At 59.3% G+C, this 19,182-nt stretch carries 12 protein-coding genes and 1 pseudogene; 9 read left to right on the top strand and 4 right to left on the bottom strand.

Annotated features, from left to right (window positions below):
- Positions 1–186: 186 nt before the first annotated feature.
- From VF639_RS11260 to VF639_RS11275, 4 genes and pseudogenes are all read left to right on the top strand, one after another.
- On the top strand, positions 187–939 hold the full coding sequence (locus VF639_RS11260) for a carbonic anhydrase (RefSeq protein WP_331146004.1): 753 nt from the start codon (positions 187–189) through the stop codon (positions 937–939).
- Positions 940–1,237: 298 nt separating this feature from the next.
- Positions 1,238–1,450, top strand: coding sequence for a hypothetical protein (locus VF639_RS11265; protein WP_331146005.1), 213 nt, complete (start codon positions 1,238–1,240; stop codon positions 1,448–1,450).
- Positions 1,420–2,150 (top strand): annotated as a pseudogene (locus VF639_RS11270) (aminotransferase class V-fold PLP-dependent enzyme). The gene VF639_RS11265 and the pseudogene VF639_RS11270 overlap by 31 nt, the downstream one beginning before the upstream one ends.
- Before the next feature lie 332 nt (positions 2,151–2,482).
- Positions 2,483–3,457, top strand: a complete 975-nt coding sequence (locus VF639_RS11275) for an SDR family oxidoreductase (RefSeq protein WP_331146006.1) — start codon at positions 2,483–2,485, stop codon at positions 3,455–3,457.
- A gap of 125 nt (positions 3,458–3,582) precedes the next feature.
- Here the strand turns inward: VF639_RS11275 and uvrA are convergent, their stop codons facing one another.
- On the bottom strand, positions 3,583–6,129 hold the full coding sequence (uvrA, locus tag VF639_RS11280; protein ID WP_331146007.1) for an excinuclease ABC subunit UvrA: 2,547 nt from the start codon (positions 6,127–6,129) through the stop codon (positions 3,583–3,585).
- Positions 6,130–6,838: 709 nt separating this feature from the next.
- Here uvrA and VF639_RS11285 point away from each other — a divergent pair.
- Both VF639_RS11285 and VF639_RS11290 read left to right on the top strand, forming a co-directional pair.
- Positions 6,839–9,475, top strand: a complete 2,637-nt coding sequence (locus VF639_RS11285) for a T9SS type A sorting domain-containing protein (RefSeq protein ID WP_331146008.1) — start codon at positions 6,839–6,841, stop codon at positions 9,473–9,475.
- A 189-nt stretch (positions 9,476–9,664) separates the two neighbouring features.
- Complete coding sequence (locus VF639_RS11290) at positions 9,665–10,147, top strand: DinB family protein (protein WP_331146009.1); 483 nt, start codon at positions 9,665–9,667, stop codon at positions 10,145–10,147.
- Positions 10,148–10,200: 53 nt separating this feature from the next.
- Here the strand turns inward: VF639_RS11290 and VF639_RS11295 are convergent, their stop codons facing one another.
- Entirely contained in the window at positions 10,201–11,496 is a 1,296-nt protein-coding gene (locus tag VF639_RS11295) for an MFS transporter (protein ID WP_331146010.1), read from the bottom strand.
- 473 nt (positions 11,497–11,969) lie between these two features.
- On the opposite strand from VF639_RS11295, the gene VF639_RS11300 reads away from it, so the two are divergent.
- Positions 11,970–13,379 carry a TolB-like translocation protein gene (locus tag VF639_RS11300; RefSeq protein WP_331146011.1) on the top strand — a complete coding sequence of 470 codons (1,410 nt, stop codon included), beginning with the start codon at positions 11,970–11,972 and terminating at the stop codon, positions 13,377–13,379.
- A gap of 361 nt (positions 13,380–13,740) precedes the next feature.
- On the opposite strand, the gene VF639_RS11305 is transcribed toward VF639_RS11300, so the two are convergent.
- A complete protein-coding gene (locus VF639_RS11305; protein WP_331146012.1) occupies positions 13,741–14,901 on the bottom strand; it encodes an AI-2E family transporter in 1,161 nt (386 codons plus the stop codon).
- 259 nt (positions 14,902–15,160) lie between these two features.
- Here VF639_RS11305 and VF639_RS11310 point away from each other — a divergent pair, with 259 nt between their 5' ends.
- The gene (locus VF639_RS11310) at positions 15,161–16,390 is read left to right on the top strand and encodes a multidrug effflux MFS transporter (protein WP_331146013.1); all 1,230 of its coding nucleotides are present in this window, start codon (positions 15,161–15,163) and stop codon (positions 16,388–16,390) included.
- A gap of 436 nt (positions 16,391–16,826) precedes the next feature.
- Complete coding sequence (locus VF639_RS11315; protein WP_331146014.1) at positions 16,827–17,708, top strand: 3-keto-disaccharide hydrolase; 882 nt, start codon at positions 16,827–16,829, stop codon at positions 17,706–17,708.
- A gap of 147 nt (positions 17,709–17,855) precedes the next feature.
- Here VF639_RS11315 and VF639_RS11320 read toward each other — a convergent pair whose 3' ends face one another.
- The gene (locus VF639_RS11320) at positions 17,856–19,178 is read right to left on the bottom strand and encodes a leucine-rich repeat-containing protein kinase family protein (protein WP_331146015.1); all 1,323 of its coding nucleotides are present in this window, start codon (positions 19,176–19,178) and stop codon (positions 17,856–17,858) included.
- Positions 19,179–19,182 lie beyond the last annotated feature (4 nt).

The raw sequence follows: 19,182 nt of genomic DNA on the forward strand, positions 1-19,182 counted from the left end.
TCACATCAACCACAAGCCGGCGTACGCCCCCCTTGCTTGGTGGTGTCGAGCGACAATGCCCCCGCGGCGGCAGTCGGTAGCCATTGTCTGCCTCAAGAAGTTAGGAAGCCAGCAGTGCAGCAATTTCATCGAGTGTTCACTATCTCAGGAAGAAATTCGAGTCATACTTATACCAACGTATACCTCATGAAAACATCCAACGCTTTGTACATCGGCCTTTTGGCACTGGCCAGCTTCGCCGGCTGCTCGAAAGACCACGAGGCTTCCACCCCTGCGGCGGCGGCCTGGAACTACGAAAACACCGATTGGAAAACCCTGGGCTACGCCGATTGCGGCGACAACGTGCAGTCGCCGGTGGACATCACAACCGCCAGTGACGTGAAGACCATGCTGCCCGATGTGGCCTATAACTTCACGCTATTTCCCATGAAAATAGTAGACAACGGGCACACCGTGGAAGTACTGAACACGGGCACCAACACCGTCACGGTGAATGGCCACACCTACAACTTCGTGCAGTTCCACTTCCACCACCACTCCGAGCACAGCGTCAACGGGCAGGCGTATCCGCTGGAAATGCACATCGTGAGCCAGGACCCGAACACGGGCACTTTGGTGGTGCTGTCGGTTCTGTTTCAGGAGTCGGGCACCGACAATCCGTTTATTGCCACAGTGTTCAACAACATACCCGCCCAGAAAGCAAAGGAAGTACAGACTCAGGAGATGTTGTCGTTGCGGGATGTGCTGCCCGCCGACCAGCACTACTACACCTATATCGGCTCGCTCACCACGCCGCCCTGCACGCCCGGCGTCGATTGGGTGATCTTCCGGCAGCCAGTCACTATTTCCACGGCGCAGCTAGCCAAATTCGCTCAGCTCTACCCCGCCAACGCCCGCCCCACGCAGCCGCTGTTCACCCGGGTTGTTCTGGAAGATTAGCATCGCGCCACCTATTTCAATTGAGCCCCAAATGCGCGCCGCTAGCTTGTTTAGCGGCTGTTTCTGTGCGCCTTAGCCGGAGCGAGGCTGGGGCCACCTGGCAATAGGTTGCTGCTTTATGCCGACCACCCGCGGATGGGTGGTCGCCGCAGTTGGGCGCCGTAATCCGTGGGTTTCCGGAGGTATAATGGGTATTTATTCGAGGCGTGCTCTGGCAAAGCAAAGCGGATACGGGTACACAGGTTCCCCGCTTTTCGCCACCCACACTTCCAACCTTCTGAAAAACGTTGAAAACGCATTGCCATTGGGCTTCGACGTGGCCCGTATCCGGGACGACTTTCCCGCCCTGCACCAGCAAGTCAATGGGCAGCCCCTGATTTATCTCGACAACGCGGCCACTTCTCATAAGCCGCGCATCCTCGTGGAGCGCCTGCAGCAGCTCTACAGCTACAGGACGCCCTCACCGACAAAACCCGGCTTATTACCGTCGAGCATTCTTCGCACGTACTAGGGACGGTCAACCTCATTAAGCAGATCGTAGACATAGCCCACCAGCGCAACATTGCGGTGCTGGTAGATGGCGCCCAGGCTGCTCCCCACATGCCCGTGGACATGCGCGCACTCGGCTGCGACTTCTACACGTTTTCGGGGCATAAAATGGGCAGTGCCAGCGGAGTGGGCGTACTCTATGGCCGCAAGGAATGGCTGGACAAGCTACCGCCCTATCAGCTGAGCGAAGAAATGGTAGATACTGTTAGCCTGGCCCGCACTCTTTCCTCGATTAAATCGAAGTTTAAATCGGCACCCCAGCGCTTCGAAGGTGGTACCACGGCCTTCGTTGAAATCATTGCTTCGGGTCGTACCTGGAGGGTATCGGGCGTCAGCAAACAGCCGATTACGAGCAGCAACTGCTGGCCTATGTCCTCGGCAAGCTAGCGCCGCTGGACCGGGTGCGCATCATCGGCAGCGCCCCCGAAAAAGAGCCACTGGTTTCGTTTACCATCGACGGCGTACAGACGAAAAAAGCGAAAAGCTGGTTCAACAAGCACACCGCCATTGCGCTACGGGCCGGCGACCTAAGCGCTCAGCCGCTGATGAAGGCCCTGGGTCTGGAAGGCGTTCTGCGCATTTCCCTGGGCTTCTTCAACATTCCGCAGGAAATCGACCTGTTCGTGGATGTTCTGCAAGCCTGCATTCAGGAAGAAGGCTAAGAGGCTGTTTGCGTTACGTGTTGGAACTCACCGAACGCTGTAGAGACGCCTCCTGCCATTGTCAAAGGAACTGCCATGCTGACGCAGGTTGTTCTGACCCATCAACCACCCCCGACCCCTACTGCTTGATGCGCGGAATCTAGCTGAGGAAAGGAACTCGCTTCTAAAGCTAAACAGCCTTTGTCGTAGGTTCTTCCGGCGTTCCAACTCGTCTATAACTCCGGCAGCAAGCAGGCGTTATACAACTGGCACCTGGCATGTGGCCAATATCAAACGCCGCTTTCAGCTTCGCGCTATAGCCCCACTCACCTGATACGACGTTATTATAGCCTATGAAGAACAACCTCTTGCGCAATACGACGGTGGTTATTACCGGGGCTTCCAGCGGCATTGGGCGAGCTACTGCGCTTGCGTTTGCCCACCACGGCGCCCGTCTGGTGTTGGCCGCCCGGCGCGCCGTAGTTTTGGCCGAGGTAGTTGCCGAGTGCGAGGAGCTAGGCACCGAGGCCCTGGCCGTTCCTACCGACGTTACCGATGCCGAGGCCGTGCAGCGCCTTGCCGAGGCAGCCGTGGCCTTTGGCGGCCGCCTCGACGTATGGGTCAACAATGCGGGGGTGGGGGCCATTGGGCCATTCAACACCATCCCGTTGGCAACTCACGAGCAAGTGATACGCGTCAACTTGTTTGGCAACTTGTACGGGGCCTACGCCGTGCTGCCCATCTTTCGGCGGCAGGGCCAGGGCATACTCATCAATGTAATTTCTCTGGGTGCCTGGCTGCCCGAGCCTTACACGGTGGCCTACAGCGCCAGCAAATACGGCCTGCGCGGGCTCATGGACACCTTGCGCACCGAGCTAAGCACCGAGCCCCGCATCCACGTCTGCGACGTGCACCCGGCCTACATCGACACGCCCGGCTTTCAGCACGGCGCCAACTACACCGGCCGCGTCATCAAGCCGGCCCCACCGGTGTTTCCCGCCCGGAAAGTAGCCGATACCATCGTTAAGTTGGTGCACCATCCGCGTCCTTCCACCATGGTGGGCTGGACCGCTCCCGCCTTCCGGCTGCTCTACCGCCTAGCGCCGGCTGCCACGCGCTGGGGTGGCATGCGGCTGCTCCACCACTATCTGCAACAAGCCGAGCCCGCCCCCATTTCCGACGGCAGCCTCTTCACCCCCACCCCCACCCGCCACGGCACCGACATTTCGGGCGGCTGGCGCCGCCCAGCTTCTTCCAACTCTTCGAAGTGGCTAGGCGCCGCGGCGGTTGCCGCAGTAGCGGGGTATTATGCGTGGCAGAAGAAGTGAATGAGGTGATAAGCTAACTGAGTGAATGAGTGAAGTAGCCTACGTCAGCAAGCATCCGCGCCGTTCGTGCCGTAGGCTACTTCACTCATTCACTCACTCACCGTTTCACTCAGTCATCACCTCATTCACTTCTCTCGAAAGCGGGCCAGATAGGGCGCGGTGCGGCTGCCTTTGGTGGTTGCCACTTGCTCGGGAGTGCCGGCTACTACTATTTGGCCGCCTTCGTCGCCGGCGCCGGGACCCATATCCAGCACATAGTCGCTGTTGGCTACCACGCGCATGTCGTGCTCTACTACGATGACGGTGTTGCCGGCTTCTACCAGGTTGTCGAGTTGAACGAGGAGCTTTTCCACGTCGGCGGGGTGCAGGCCGGTGGTGGGCTCGTCGAGGACGTAGAGCGAATTGCCGCGTTGGGCGCGTTGGAGCTCAGTGGCCAGCTTGATGCGTTGGGCCTCCCCGCCCGATAGCTCGGTGGCAGGTTGGCCGAGGCGCAGATAGCCGAGGCCCACTTCGCGCAGCACGGTCAGGGCGCGGTGTATAGCGGGCTCGTCGGCAAAGAACTCCCAGGCCGCATCCACGGTCAGGGCCAGCACCTCCGCAATGTTTTTGTCGCGGTAGGTTACTTCCAGGGTTTTGGCGTTGTAGCGGGCACCGTGGCAGACGGCGCACGGCGCGTACACGCTCGGCAGAAATAGCAACTCCACCATCACAAACCCTTCGCCCTGGCAATTCTCGCAGCGACCTTTAACTACGTTAAAGGAAAAGCGCCCCGCATCATAGCGCCGCTTGCGGGCCGCTGGCGTAGCTGCAAACAGTCGGCGCACGTGGTCGAAGAGGCCGGTGTAGGTGGCCATGTTAGAGCGCGGAGTGCGCCCGATGGGCTTTTGGTCGACGCGCACCAGCCGCTTGATGCTTTCCATACCTGCTACAATGCGGCCTTCGGTTTCAGTAAGAGCCGTGCGCTCTAGCGGGTCCGCCTCTTCTTCCTCCCCCCCTGTCGTGTCGAGGCCCAACTGCTCGGCCACCAACTCCACCAGCACCTGACTCACCAAGCTCGATTTGCCGGACCCCGACACGCCCGTAACGGTTGTAAACACCCCGAGCGGAAAGGCCACGTCAAGCTGCTGAAGGTTGTTGCGCGTGACGCCTTGCAGGTGCAGCCAGCCGGTTGGCGTACGCGGAGTACGAATTGCTGACTGGCTGCCGGAAGTGAACAGGTAACGCCGCGTCTGCGAAACCTCCACTTCGGCCAGGCCCGCGGGGGCGCCGCTGTAAAGCACTTCGCCGCCTTGCTCGCCAGCGGCCGGCCCCACGTCTACCAGCCAATCGGCCTGCCGCACCACATCTAAGTTGTGCTCGACCACAAACAGCGAGTTGCCCGCCCGCTTTAGCGCCGCCAATGCCGCCAGCAAAGCCTCCGTGTCCGAAGGGTGCAGGCCGGCCGAGGGTTCATCGAGCACATACACCACCCCGAACAGGTTGGAATACAACTGCGTAGCCAACCGCAGCCGCTGCAGCTCGCCCGGCGACAAGGTGGGCGTGCTGCGCTCCAACGATAAGTAGCCCAGCCCCAGATCCAGCAGCACCGCCAGCCGGGCGCACAAGTCGGCGGCAATGCGCTGGGCTACAATGGCTTGCTCGGGGTGCGCGGCATCCTGCTTTTTGCGGCCCGCCGCGGTGCCGGCGGCGTAGGGTTGCAGCAGGTTCGCCACCCGCTTCAGCGGCAGATACGACAGCTCGGCAATGTCCAGCCCCGCAAAAGTCACCGACAACGACTCGGGTTGCAGCCGCTTGCCGTGGCAGAGCGGGCATTCGGTGCCGAGCATGTATTGCAAGGCCCGCTTTTTCATGAGCGGGCTTTGGGTATTCGCGAAGGTGTGCAGCACGTGCCGCTTGGCGCTCGTGAACGTGCCCATGTAGTTGGGTGGCTCTTTGCGCTTGAGGGCCCGTTGCGTTTCGGCGGGCGAATAGCCGGGGTACACGGGCACCACCGGCTGCTCATCGGTAAACAGAATCCAGTCCCGGTCCTGCTGCGGCAAGTCGCGCCAGGGCCGGTCTACGTCGTAGCCGAGCGTAACCAGGATGTCGCGCTGGTTTTGGCCGCCCCAGGCCTGGGGCCAGGCGGCAATGGCCCGCTCCCGGATCGTGAGCGAATCGTCGGGCACCATGGAGTTTTCCGTCACTTCGTAGATGCGGCCCAGGCCGTGGCAGCTGGGGCAGGCGCCTTCGGGGGTGTTCGGAGAAAAGGCTTCGGCATAGATGATGCCCTGCCCCGCCGGGTAGTCGCCGGCCCGCGAGTAGAGCATGCGCACCAGGTTGGAAAGCGTCGTGACGCTGCCCACCGACGAGCGGGTGGTGGGTGTGCCGCGCTGCTGCTGCAAGGCCACGGCCGGGGGCAGGCCTTCAATGGCGTCAACTTCCGGCACCGCCATCTGGTGAAACAGCCGCCGCGCATACGGCGACACCGACTCCAGGTAGCGCCGCTGCGCCTCGGCGTACAAGGTTCCAAACGCCAACGACGACTTGCCGGAGCCCGACACGCCCGTAAACACTACCAGTGCGTCGCGCGGAATCTCGACGTCGATATTCTTGAGATTGTGCTCCCGCGCGCCCCGGACGCGCACGAAGCCGGTAAATTCTTGTGAGGTAGCTAGTTGTGAAGGTTTCGCCATGAAATGCAGCGGCCGTGATAGATAGCCGATACCCTCTGGTACGCAAAAACGTGCAACCCTGTCGAGTTGCCAGCTGGTTTCCTGCACAGCGCCAGTACCATCGAAACGCGAAGTTCCTTGTTTTTAAAGGCTGCTACCGCCTTGTATGGCGTACTCGCAGCAAACTTAGCTAGGCTGCTGACGCGGTGCCGATGTACTTGCTTTTTGCCAGGCCATGAAGACGAAATGCAGGGCTCTTACTTCTTGCCTCGGTCGCTTGCTCGAAGTTGGTTTCGTACTGAATTAGGTGCAAGCAGATCATAAAGCCGTGAGTCAGCTTACCGCACAGCGTGCCATAATTTTTTAAGTTTGTACCAAGTATATTTTAAGCTTAACCACGTGTATAATGTACTCATTTTGTTTCTGGGTTTAACATAACCAGTTGTTAGTTGGATTCTTGACAAACCTTAGCTAAACATTTCAAGGAAAGTTTCAGAAAGTGCTTAGGCACGTTCCTGAACAATTGCCTTTGGCAGAGGTAGCATGCATTTCATTTCTGCCGTGAAAACAGCGTGGTTATGCAGCCTATTTTTATGAGACGTCCTCAGGAATTTTAATTGCAATATTCTTATAGTCAATTTATGCAAAGGTTTGTCTTTATACATTCGTGCAAACGTTTGCCTCTCCAGCAGAACCTACTTTTCCTTACCGTACTTAAATTCTTACTTTTATGAAGCAAATTTCTATTCCAACTTCCGTCGGACGGCTTTTGCGCCTCAGCAAGCGGACTGTTACTTCATTGGGGCTCTGTACGCTCTCTTTACTTGCCGTCCAGCACACCAGCCAGGCCCAAACGGCGGAAGCCTACAACTGGAACAGCGTAGCTATTGGCGGGGGTGGCTTCGTGTCGGGCATCGTGACCAGCAAAACGCAGGCTGGATTGATGTACGCCCGTACCGACGTGGGCGGCGCTTACCGCTGGGATGTAACGGCCAACAGATGGATACCGTTGATGGATTTTGCCTCCGATCAGGAGCAAGGCATGCTTGGGGTAGAGTCGTTGGCGCTCGACCCGCAAAACTCGGCCACCGTGTATGCTTACTGCGGCATCAACTATTTCAACAACGGCCGCTCGTTCATTCTGCGCTCCACCAACTACGGCGATAGTTGGACGGTGATAGATGTAACCAACCAGTTTAAGGCCCACGGCAACGGCATGGGCCGCGGCAACGGCGAGAAGCTGCAGGTAGACCCCAGCAATAGCTCGACTTTGTATCTGGGCACCCGTTCCAACGGCCTGTTTAAGAGCACCAACTCCGGCACCACCTGGACCAGCTTGTCCGGCCTGCCCGTCACCGCCACGCCCAACGGCAACGGCATCAGCTTCGTGCACGTCGACAACACCAGTGCTTCCGGTGGTTCGTCGCAGCGCATATTCGTGGGAATTTCGCGTGGCTACACCCAGAACCTCTACCGCAGCGACGACGCTGGCGCCACCTTCACGCCCGTTGATAACGCCAACCTAGGCGTGGGGGTGATACCGGCAACGGGTAGCACTGGCCTGATGCCCCAGCGGGCCGTGCAGGTGGGCGGCAACCTCTACATCAGCTACGGCAACGGTTCGGGTCCTTACGGCACCACCTTCAACGCCAACGGCACCATGCCTGCCTCGGCCGAGCCCTACGACAAAGGGCAGATCTGGAAGTACAACATTGCGGCGGGTACCTGGACCAATATTACGCCTGTCTTCTCCACGACTGGCACTACCAGCCGCAACCGGGCCTTCGGCGGCATCAGCGTCGACCGCAACAACCCCAACCGCATCATCATTTCCACCGCCAACGACTACCTGCAGCAGGGGCCCACGTCGAGCAGCCCCTACGGCGACCGGTTCTACCTGACTACCGACGGCGGCACCACCTGGACCGACCTGGTAACCCGCGGCTACAGCCTCAACCCCGACGGCGTAACCTGGGTAACGACTTCCTCGATTCACTGGGCCGGCTGCATCGAATTCGACCCCTTCGTGCCCAACCGGGCCTTGGTTACGTCCGGCAACGGCATCTACGTCAACGACGACCTAACCTCGACGGCCGGGGTGTGGAAGTTTTACGTGAAAGGTCTTGAAGAAACAGTGCCGCTCAACGCCGTCAGCATTCCAAACGGGCCGCTTGTTTCAGTGATTGGCGACTACGACGGGTTCCGGCACGCCGATCCGGCGCAGTACGCGCCTATTCACCAGCCGCGCATCGGCACCTCTTCCGGTCTGGATTTCGCCACACTCAGCCCTAGCAAACTCGTGCGGGTCGGCAACCGCAGTGGATCGAACGAGTCCTCGGCTCTGCTGTACTCCACCGATATGGGGTTGACCTGGACCCGGACCGCGACCATGAACGGTTCGGGTGGGCAGGTAGCTCTTTCGGCCGATGGCAGCGTGCTGCTGCACAGCCCCACGAACGGCGTAGTAGCTCCTAACGGCACCAATCCAGGCTTCCCCGCTCCCGCCAACAACACCCTAACCTACCGCTCCACCGACAACGGGGCCACCTGGACGCCGTCTACCGGCATTCCCACCACGTTTACCAGCCACCGGCCGGTAGCCGACGCGGTGAATTCCAACAAGTTCTACATTCATAATACCTCGAACGGCACCATGCTGGTGAGCACCGACGGCGGGGTATCGTTTGCGGCGGCCGGCAGTGTGGGCAGCAACAACGGCTCGAAGATCATCCGGACCATTCCGGGCCGGGAGGGGCACCTGTGGGTGGCACTCTACGGCGGCGGCCTGACGCGCTCCACCAACTCGGGCACTACCTTCACCAAGCTCACCAACGTCACCTCTTGCGACGCGGTAGGGTTTGGCAAGGCTGCCTCCGCCAGCAGTTACGAAACCCTCTTCATCTACGGTACGGTAGGTGGCGTACGCGGCATCTTCCGCTCGACCGACGAAGGTGCCACCTGGCTGCGCGTAAACGATGACGCCCACGAATACGGTGGCCCTGCCAACGGGCAATTTGTGATGGGCGACAGGAACGTGTATGGCCGCGTGTACATGAGCACGGCCGGTCGCGGCATCATCTACGGTTCGTCGTCGGTGGCCCTGGCTGTAGCGCCTAGCAGCAAGCAGGCCAAAGCCGTATTGGAAGCCTACCCTAACCCGGTGGAGAATTCGGTGATGGTGAAATTGCCCAAGACCTTAGTTGGCGGCAACGTTTCGCTGATCAACGCCGTGGGGGCCGTAGTACGGACGGAAAAGGCCCTGCAGGCCGACTACGTGGTGGATATGAGCGAGCTGCCAGCCGGCTTGTACACCATATCGGCAGCCAACGGCAAAAAGAACGGCGCCGTTAGAATCCTGAAGAAATAGCGTTGAACTGATTGCTTTCAAAAAAGCCTCTCCAACTGAGTTGGAGAGGCTTTTTTGTGTCAGATATTGGAGGGCGCGAAGCGCAGGCTTCGCGCCCTCCAATATCTGTTAATGCTGCATTTTGCGCTGAACAAGCATCCCTACTAGTTCGTTGACTGAAGCTCTCTACTCACTCCTTTTCTACCAGCCATGGATCAGCAAACCCGAAAGAACATAGTAGAGGAATTACGCCACTTGCTCGTACAGGGCAACGCGCACGTTCCGCTCGAAGAAGCCTGCGCCGACGTGCCGCAGGAGCTACTCAACCAGTCGGTTCCGGGCCTGCCTTACACTACTTGGCAACTAGCCGAGCACATTCGGATTGACCAGTGGGACATTGTAGAGTTCTGCATCAACCCCAACCACGTCTCGCCGAAGTGGCCCGATGAATACTGGCCGAGCCCGGAAACGCAGGTTGATGACGCCCGCTGGCAAGCCACCCTAACGCAAATCCGGCAAGACCGGGACCGGTTTATTGCCTTCCTGCACGACCCGGCGCAAAACTTGTTTGCGCCTTTCCCGCACGGTACCGGCCAAACGCTTTTCCGAGAAGCCCTCCTGATTGCCGACCATAACGCCTACCACACCGGACAGATTATTCTGGTCCGGCGCCTACTCAACGATTGGGAATGAACCGGATCTGAATTGTAGCGCGGAAGTCACATCCTAGCTCGCCTCGGGTTCAACTATACGGTACTAACGTTTACGGCTGGCACCTTAGGCGCTTCCTCGCTACTGGCAATATTCTTGGTTTCGGGCACAAAAAACCAGAAGAACAGCAAACCCAGTACCCCAATACCGGCCAGGGTGCTGAACCCAACCGGGTAGCCGAAGTTCTTCACCACAAAACCCGCCAGGATGCTACTGAGCGCAACCGCCAACCCAATGGCCGAGTACACCACGCCTTGCAGCAGATTAAACCGCCCGGTTCCCTCGCTTAGGTCGGCAATCATCAGAATGCTTACCACCCCAAAAATACCGGCGCCAATGCCATCCAGGAGCTGGATTCCGGTGAGGGCATAGGGGTTGTCGATGAAGGTGAAGAGCAGAGCCCGCACCGGAAGCAGCAGAAAAGCAAGCACCATAATCTTCTTGCGCCCGTTCTCGGCATTTCGGCCGGAATACGTAGCGACAAATACCATTACGCCCTGCGCCATAATGATGGCTGCCGACAGATACAGCGACGAATTCTGCTTGTCAACAAGGCCCATTTTCTGCCCTACCAGCGGCAGCATGGCCCCGTTGGATAAGTGAAACAGCCCCATGGCGATGGTGAAAACCAGAATGGTTCGGTTGGCAAATAATTCCTTGATGCCGGCCACGCTCGGCGCCGCCTGCTCGCCCGTAGTGGCGGCGCCCCTGGCCAGGTCGTGGTCGATGTCTTTCTCCCGAATGACGAGCACTGCCGCCACCAGCAGCAGGCATTGAACGATAGAGAAGTAGAAGATTCCTTCGTAGGAAATAAACCGCCCAATAAGTCCCGCAATGATGGCGGCCAGCATGTTGCCCAGGTGGTTATAGCTCTCGTTGCGACCTATCCGCTGCGACAATGCCGCGTGCCCCACGATGCCCAGCGTAATGGCCGCCACGCAGGGCGCGTACACCGACTGCGTGAATCCCACTACTCCCTGCGAAAGCAGAATGGGAACAAACCCGTCACTCACTACCACTGCCAAACAGCACAGCGCAATGACAACCGACGCCACCATCAGCAGCAGCCGCTTGTGCGGGGTACGGTCGATGAGGGCGCCGGCGGGGGCTTGCACCAAGATGCCCACCAGCCCCGGCGCGGCAATAACGATTCCAATGTCGTCGGGCTCCCAGTTGCGCACGGTGAGCAGAAACACCGACAAATACACCCCCACTCCGTCCCGGACATCCGCCATCAACAGGCTGACCCAGTCGAGTCCTTTCAAGCTACGTGCTGGTGCTTCCATGCTCGTCAATCGGTGGGTTTGGGTTGGTGGTGTGTCGTTCGCCACCTGGTGGTGAGGAGGCGTTTACGCGTCCGGTCTTCCTTGTTAGTACCCACGGCCTTGCTTCCATGTTGCGGCCGAGCAAGCCGGAAAAAGCAAAATCCGTATTCCACTCTAGGCCCACCTCCGTATTTCTATCCGCTCCGCTACGATGCACCCGCTCAGTGGCTTACCAACCGCTGCACGCAAAGAAACCGAATTAACGTGCTGCTTGCGTGGTGTAAGGACCTGTTGCTATGTGCCTGCACGCTGTAGAGCCGCGCCACCTCGTGCCTTGTCTTTGCCTGACCTATTCCGCGACTATTTAAACAACCTCAACAACAGGCAACGCCCCAAGTGCCTCGTCTCTACAGCGTGCAGGCAGTAGGTCGTTAACAGGAGGGTGCAGGACGGCACGGCAGTGCAATCTGGCGTCTTTAGATACCTGGTAAGCCGTCAGGCCAGCGGAACCCGTGAAGACGAACCTCAGACAAGCGCACATGAAAAGAAACCCTGTTTTACTGTTAGCGGTGCTCGGCGCCGCCCTGCTGCTGGCGGCGCCGGCTTCTGCCCAGATTGGCCGCCGGTTTCCCTCGGAGCGCAAAGTGGTGAAAGACCCCGTGACGGGCACGCTGCTCACTTTCCTGACCAGCACGCCCGCCGGCGACTCCAAGATCTACCAAACGCACAACCAATGGACCTCCGACGGACAGTGGCTGATTTTCCGCTCGGGCCGGGTGCCCGGCGAGGCCATGGCCGTGAACGAGAAAACCGGTGAGATGGTGCAGGTAACCGAAGGCGGCTACACGGGCATGCTCAACATTGCCCGCAAATCGATGAAGCTATACTTCATGCGCAACGTCGGTGGCACTGCGGAGGCTGGCCCCAACACGCCCCCCAACCCCGAGCGCAGCGTCCAGATTATTGAAGTGGATTTGGCCAAGCTGCTCGCCGACAGCAAAGCAGGCCGGATGAAGCCCGCCACGGTGTATCAACGGGTGTGCGGCACCACGCCGCCCGCACTCGGGGCCGGCGGCGACATGGCCCTTGATGGCAACGAGGAGGTGGTATACTTCCGGGAAGGCAAAGCGGAAGCCGCCCGGCACCTGCCCGCCGACGTTAAAATAAGCAGTGCCTTTGGGCCGCGCAACATGGGCGCGGGGCCGGCGGGGCTGGCCAGCCTGAACATTAAAACCGGGGCCATCCAACACGTGGTGGCGGTGCCGTTCCAGATCGGGCACGTGCAAACCAACCCATGGGTGCCCGGCGAAATCGTGTTCTGCTGGGAAACCGGGGGCAAGTCGCCGCAACGTACCTGGACGGTGCTGGCCGATGGTACCGGTTTGCGCCCCCTCTACCCCGAGGCCGACTACGAATGGGTGACGCACGAGGCGGTTATTGCGCCCGATGAAGTGGCTATTGCCATCATGGGTCACCGCAAAATCAACTTCAACAAAGAAACCGCCAACGCCACGGCCAGCACCAGCGCCCAACCGACCACCCCCAACCAGCGCAACCCCGGCCAGGAAGACGCGTGGGGGCCGTCCGGCACCCGCGAAAAACCCACCGGCCTGGCTATTGTGAACCTACGCACCCGCGAAATGACAATTGCCGGCCAGACGCCGAGCGGCAGCGGCCTCTGGCACGTGCATGGCTCCGCCGACGGCCGTTGGGCAGTCGGCGACGATTTCTCGCGCAGCCTCTACCTCATCGACCGGCACACCCGGGAAATGCTGCTGCTGACTACCGGCCACAAAGAAACTGCCGCCGACCACCCTCACCCCACGTTCAGCCCCGACGGTACCCGCATCCAAATCCAGTCGGCCATGCTCTCCACCGACAACCGCTCCATGAACATCTGCATCGTGCCCGTGCCAGAAGAGTGGCTAAAGCGCAAGTATTTGAAGTAGCTTTCGTTGTTGGTTTTTGGTCAGGGTTTGTGAAACGTAGCGCGGAAGCCATAGGAAATCTGTTCCGCGACGAGCAGCGCGAGTGTTCGGTACCGCACTAGGTGGCTCTACCGCGTAGGAACTCGCGTTGCTCGTCGCGGAACAGATTTCCTATGGCTTCCGCGCTACACTCCTCTCAGCCTAAGTTAGGCCGAGCTATATGCACACCTAAAGCTGTAACGCGAAGCTCTGCTTGACGACCGGCAGAACGACAACGTGCCAACGAAATCGTTCCACCAGTCGCAAAGCAGAGCTTCGCGTTACAGCTTTAGTCGTTCAGGAAGCAGCCACTTTGCAGCTTGACCGAAGACGAAAAACGACCCTACGTCAGCACTTTGGTGCTGTCTTTTTCTTTGACTTTGCGCGGACGTTCGTCGTCGCCGAGCAGCATACCCCACGGTTTAAGGCCTTCTATCCGGTCGAATATAATCTTGAGGATGGCCATGCCGGGCAGCGCCAGGAACATGCCCGGAATGCCACCAATGGCATTTCCTACCAACACGCCCACTACGGCGGCCAGGGCATTCACCTGCACTTTGCCCGCCACAATGCGCGGCACCAGCAGGTTGTTGTCGATAAACTGAATCAGCATGTACACGCCCACCACGCCGAGCGGGTAGAGGTAGCTGTCTTTGGTGATGAAGGCCATGAGCACGGGCAGCAGAATGGCAATCAGGCCGCCTACGTACGGAATAAAGTTCAGCAGCGCGCCCACTACGCCCAGCAGCAAGGCGTACGGAATGCCCAAAATCAGCAGCCCCGTTACGTTGAGCGTGGCCACAATGGCGCCTTCAATCAGCAGGCCCGTCATGTAGCTTTGGATGGTGCTTTTGCTTTCGTGCAGCACTTCTTCCACTTCCGGGTCGTGCCGGCGCCCCGAAAACACCTGAATCAGAAAATTAACCAGCCGCTCCCGGTACAAAAGCAGCAGGAAGACGTACACCGGCACTAACGTGGAAACCACCAGCAACCCCGACACGGTGGATAGGGCCTGCCCAGCCAGGGCCGTAGCGCGGCTGGTGGCCTGTTGCAGGTAGCCGAGCAGCCGCTCGTTGGTGATGCCGAAACGGGCATCGAGCCAGCCGACCACCTGCCGTTGGGTTTGCAGGAGCTTGGTTTTGAAAAGCGGCATCTGCGTGGCCAGTTCCCCGGCTTGCAGGTAGATGAAGTACAGAACACCTAGCAAGACCACTATCCCCAGCAGCACCGTCAGGGCAATGGCCAGCACCTCGGGTACCCGGTGGCGCCGCAGCCACTGCTCAATAGGCAGCAGCAGAATGGCGAAGATGGTGGCGAAAAAGAACGGAAACAGGATGTCGCCGGCCAGGTAAATCATCAGTATCAACAGGGCTAGGCCCAGCAGCACCAACGACGCTTTAGCGTAGAAGGGCAGTTCTATTTTAGGATTCTCGTTCATCAGCACAGCCGTTCGGTGGTGTAGTATTCGCTCTGATACGGTCCCCAAGCGGAAAAGGAGAAGCATTTCAACTTATCAGTTGGGGCAGTGAAAAGCGAATGCGCTGCTAGCTCAACCTTAGTAAGCCCACCAAAGGCGCCACGTTTACAGCCGATGAAAGGTATTGGCGAGCTTTAGCTGTTTTTTTCAGACCGGGCGGTCATTCTTTCGTACCCCTCACTTCGTCTGATTCGTATGGGTGCGCTGGTTCTGCGTGGGGCATATAGGTTGAGGTACCTTTGCAGAGAAACAAGCAGCAGCGCACTGCAAACTCCCGGTTGAATTCATGTCCAAGCAGAAATATATTTTCCTGATTCTGATTTTAGGTAGCCTCACGGCACTCGGTCCTTTTTCCATTGATATGTACCTGCCGGGCTTCCCGGCCATTGCCCAAGACCTGAAAACCACTGCCGCGCGCGTGGCCCTTTCCCTGTCCAGCTTCTTTGTGGGTATTTCGGCGGGCCAGCTTTTGTATGGCCCCCTGCTCGACCGGTTTGGGCGCAAGAAGCCGCTCTACATCGGGCTGGCCGTGTACATTGCCGCCTCGCTAGGCTGTGCCGCCATTCACACCATCGACGGGCTGATTGCGCTGCGCCTGGTGCAAGCCATTGGCAGCTGCGCCGCCGGTGTGGCCTCGGTGGCCATGGTGCGCGACTTGTTCCCGGTGAAAGACAGCGCGAAAGTGTTTGCCACGCTGATGCTGATCGTAGGCCTCTCCCCGATGCTGGCGCCTACAATAGGTGGCTACGTTACCACGGCCTTTGGCTGGCAGGGCGTGTTCCTTGCTCTCGCCTTCATGGGGGCTGCCATGCTGGCCGCCTGCGTGCTGTGGCTACCCGATACGTACACCCCCGACACGACGCTCTCCTTGAAGCCGCTGCCCATCCTGACCAGCTTCTGGTCGGTGCTGCGCGAGCCGCAGTTCTACACCTACACCTTCACGGGGGCCATGTCGTTTTGCGGCCTCTTCGCCTACGTCGCCGACTCGCCGCTGGTATTCATGGACATCTTCGGGGTCGATGGCAAAACATACGGCTGGATCTTCGCCTTTCTCTCGGTTGGGCTTATTGGCGCCAGCCAAGTCAACAGCGCGCTTTTGCGCTACTTCCAAAACGAGCAGCTGGTTTACACCGCCCTGATCTGCCAGGTGCTAACTGGCTTGGTGTTCCTGCTCCTCACCCTCAACGGCTGGATTGGGCTCGGGGGCACCATTGCCCTGCAATTTATCTTCATGTGCTGCCTCGGCTTCAGCAGCCCCAATACGGCCGCCCTATCCTTAGCGCCGTTCGAAAGAAATGCCGGTAGTGCATCGGCCCTGATGGGCGCCATCCGGATGGGTATGGGTGCCTTGGCTTCAGTAGCGGTTAGCGTGTTCAACAACCACACGGCCGTGCCGATGGTGGCAGTTATGGCCGGGGCATCAGTTCTGGCGCTGCTTATCTTGCTGATCGGACGCCGGCAAATCACAGCGCCAGTTGCGGTGCCCGAAGGCCAACTAGCCGAGGCCGTGCATTAAGAAGCAGTCTATCCGAGTAGAGTTGTAGCTAACCCAAGTTGCGAGGTAGCCGCGTAGCGGTTTCAGGTTTGTAGAAAGGGAGTCAGAAAGAGGAACAGCGCCGCGTAGCGGTGCCAGAAACGCCCGCCAGTCTGGCACCGCTACGCGGTGCAGAACGTCTTACGAATTTAAAACTACAAACCTGAAGCCGCTACGCGGCTACCTCGCAACTTGGGTTAGCTAAAAGGCTAGTTTACCTTCTCAGCTGAGGAGACTAGCCTTGTGGCTGATAACCCTTAAACAACTGCTTTGGCGATGTTAATACGGTTGCACTTGGGGTGCGGTGCACTACTGCACAACCTTGGTTTTCATCTTAATCGGTCAGCTTCTTCGCTATGAAATATACCTCTCCCATGAAATCCTTAGATTTAGCCTCCACGATCATCATTTCGCAGCGATGAAAACCCTTACCGCATTGGCGCTCGGCGCTACCTTATTGCTTACCTCTACTTCATCGAAAGCGCCGGATGGGTGGGTGCCCCTGCTCGACAAGAACCTGAGCAAGTGGCGCAACTATGAAAGCTACCGGCACAAAGACGGCTACAAAGGCCAGCAGCCCACCGACGCCCAAGGCAAGCCACTGGCCCCCATCGGCTACGACAAAAACGAGGCAAACGTATTCTCGGTGGTGATGCAAGACGGCGAGCCAGTGCTGCGCATCAGCGGTGAAATTTACGGCTGCGTGTTCACCAAGCAGGATTTCAGCAACTACGACCTGAAGCTGAAAGTGAAGTGGGGCACCAAAAAGTGGACGCCCCGCCTCAACGAGCCCCTCGACAGCGGCATCCTCTACAACAGCCAGGGCGAGTGCGGCGTCGACTATTGGCACAGCTGGATGCTCAGCCAGGAGTTTCAGGTGTCGGAGTACGCCGCCGGCAACGCCATGGGCGACTTCTGGTGCATCGCTAATTCCTCGGCCGACATCAAGGCCACCAAAGCTGCGGGGCAAGAGGCGCTGAAGTACGACCCCAAAGCAGCACCCGTGAAAATGGGCGATGGTGGCCCCGGCTTCTGCCAGGCCAGCGCCAACTACGAAGTCCCCAACGGCCAGTGGAACGAGCTAGAGCTCATCAACGTCAACGGCAAAAGCGTACACATCGTGAATGGTCACGTGGTGCTGGCCGTAGACAACTCGCGGTACGTAGTGAAAGGCCAACCGCAACCGCTTACGCACGGCAAAATTCAGCTGCAAAGCGAAGCCGCCGAAGTGTTCTACAAAAACATCTTAATCAAGCCCCTCTCCGCCATGCCCACCGAGTACGCGCAGTATTTCAAGTAGATAGAGCTTACGGCTAAGAAATTAAATCATATTTCACGCAGGGTCTCGGGGTGGTAAGCGCAGGGTCTCGCAGTGTCGTTCAACGGCCACCGAGACCCTGCGCTTTTACACCCCGAAACCCTGCGTGAACCGCTACAAGGACAAGTCTTACTTCAAGCCCGCCAGCAGCAGCTGGATTTCGGTGAACAACGGCCGCTCAGCAACCGCTGGCTGTTCGCATTGCTGCTGCAAGCTCCGGAGTGCCTGCACGGTAGCGGAAGTGGCCGGCGCAACGCAGTGCCTCAGCAGATCGTCGAGCAGGCAGGCAAAGGCGCGCACTTCCAGGCGCTGCAAGTCCAGGGCCGTTTCAGGCGCATCGGGGGCGAAGAAGCAGGCGGCGCCGAAGTCGCCGAGCAGGCATTCGCCAGCGGTGGTAGTGAGGATGTTGTGGGCGTATAAGTCGCCGTGCAGGATGCCACGGGCGTGCAGGTGCTGCGCCACGCTGGCAATACCGCGGGCAATGCGCAGCACCACATCCAACGAGAAAGTAGTGCCGGTGGCATACACGTCGCGGGTGCAGGAAGCCAGACTCGGCGGGCCGCCCAGGTTGTAAAACGTTGGCGCAATCAGCTGCAATACCAGTCCATCGGTGCCCTCGGGGTGGCCGCTGATTTTGCCTTCTACTGCGATAAGATTGGGGTGCGTGCCAGCGCTTAGGCACGCGGCCATTTCGCTGCCCGGCAGACCGTCGCTGGTGCGGGCTCCTTTAAAAAGCTTGACGGCCACCGGCTGCGGGGCCGCCTCCGGGCGCTGCCACTGCGCCTGATAAATCATGCCCGACGCGCCTTCGCCCAGCTTCTGCTCTAGCGTGAGGCTGCGCCAGGCGATGGTGCTGGCGGTGGTGGCCGCAACTGCCGCCGCTTCGGCCGGGGCGCTGAACGGGTTGCCCGCGTAGGCCAGCCACGAGAGCCGCGGCAGGGCCAGCAGCCAGGCCGGCAGCGCCGTGAACTGGTTGTCGGCGATGCGCAACAGCTCCAGGTTGGTGCAGGCGTGCATGGTTTCGGGCAGGTGCCGGAGCTGGTTGCCGGCCAGCATGAGCTTCTGCATGCGGGTGCAGGCACCTAGCTCGGCAGGCAACTCGCGGAGCTGGTTGTCGGTCAGAATTAGCCAGCGCAGCGCGGAACTCAGGGCCGCAGCGGGCAGCGTGTGAATCTGGTTGGCTTTGAAGCCTACCATGCTCAGCTGCGGGCATAACCCAAGCACTTCGGGCACAGTGGTAAACTGGTTGTCGGAGCAGAAGAGCACGCGCAGCTTGCGTAGCCGGGGCAGGTCGTGGGGCAGTGCGGAGAGGGCGTTGCCGGAGAGGTTGAGGATTTCCAGGGAGTCGGCCAAGTCGAAAATTTCCGTTGGGAATTCGGTGAGGCCACCCGACAAGTCGAGGCGTTGGACGCCGGCCAGTTGCCCGGCGCGGAGCTGTTCGAGGGTATGCATGAGG

It is taken from the genome of Hymenobacter sp., assembly GCF_036387835.1.
Lineage (GTDB): Bacteria > Bacteroidota > Bacteroidia > Cytophagales > Hymenobacteraceae > Hymenobacter.

Coding starts and splice junctions, on each gene's coding strand:
- VF639_RS11260 (WP_331146004.1), top strand. CDS start 187: ATGAAAACATCCAACGCTTTGTACATCGGCCTTTTGGCACTGGCCAGC.
- VF639_RS11275 (WP_331146006.1), top strand. CDS start 2,483: ATGAAGAACAACCTCTTGCGCAATACGACGGTGGTTATTACCGGGGCT.
- uvrA (WP_331146007.1), bottom strand. CDS start 6,129: ATGGCGAAACCTTCACAACTAGCTACCTCACAAGAATTTACCGGCTTC.
- VF639_RS11285 (WP_331146008.1), top strand. CDS start 6,839: ATGAAGCAAATTTCTATTCCAACTTCCGTCGGACGGCTTTTGCGCCTC.
- VF639_RS11290 (WP_331146009.1), top strand. CDS start 9,665: ATGGATCAGCAAACCCGAAAGAACATAGTAGAGGAATTACGCCACTTG.
- VF639_RS11300 (WP_331146011.1), top strand. CDS start 11,970: ATGAAAAGAAACCCTGTTTTACTGTTAGCGGTGCTCGGCGCCGCCCTG.
- VF639_RS11305 (WP_331146012.1), bottom strand. CDS start 14,901: ATGCTTCTCCTTTTCCGCTTGGGGACCGTATCAGAGCGAATACTACAC.
- VF639_RS11310 (WP_331146013.1), top strand. CDS start 15,161: ATGTCCAAGCAGAAATATATTTTCCTGATTCTGATTTTAGGTAGCCTC.
- VF639_RS11315 (WP_331146014.1), top strand. CDS start 16,827: ATGAAAACCCTTACCGCATTGGCGCTCGGCGCTACCTTATTGCTTACC.
- VF639_RS11320 (WP_331146015.1), bottom strand. CDS start 19,178: ATGCATACCCTCGAACAGCTCCGCGCCGGGCAACTGGCCGGCGTCCAA.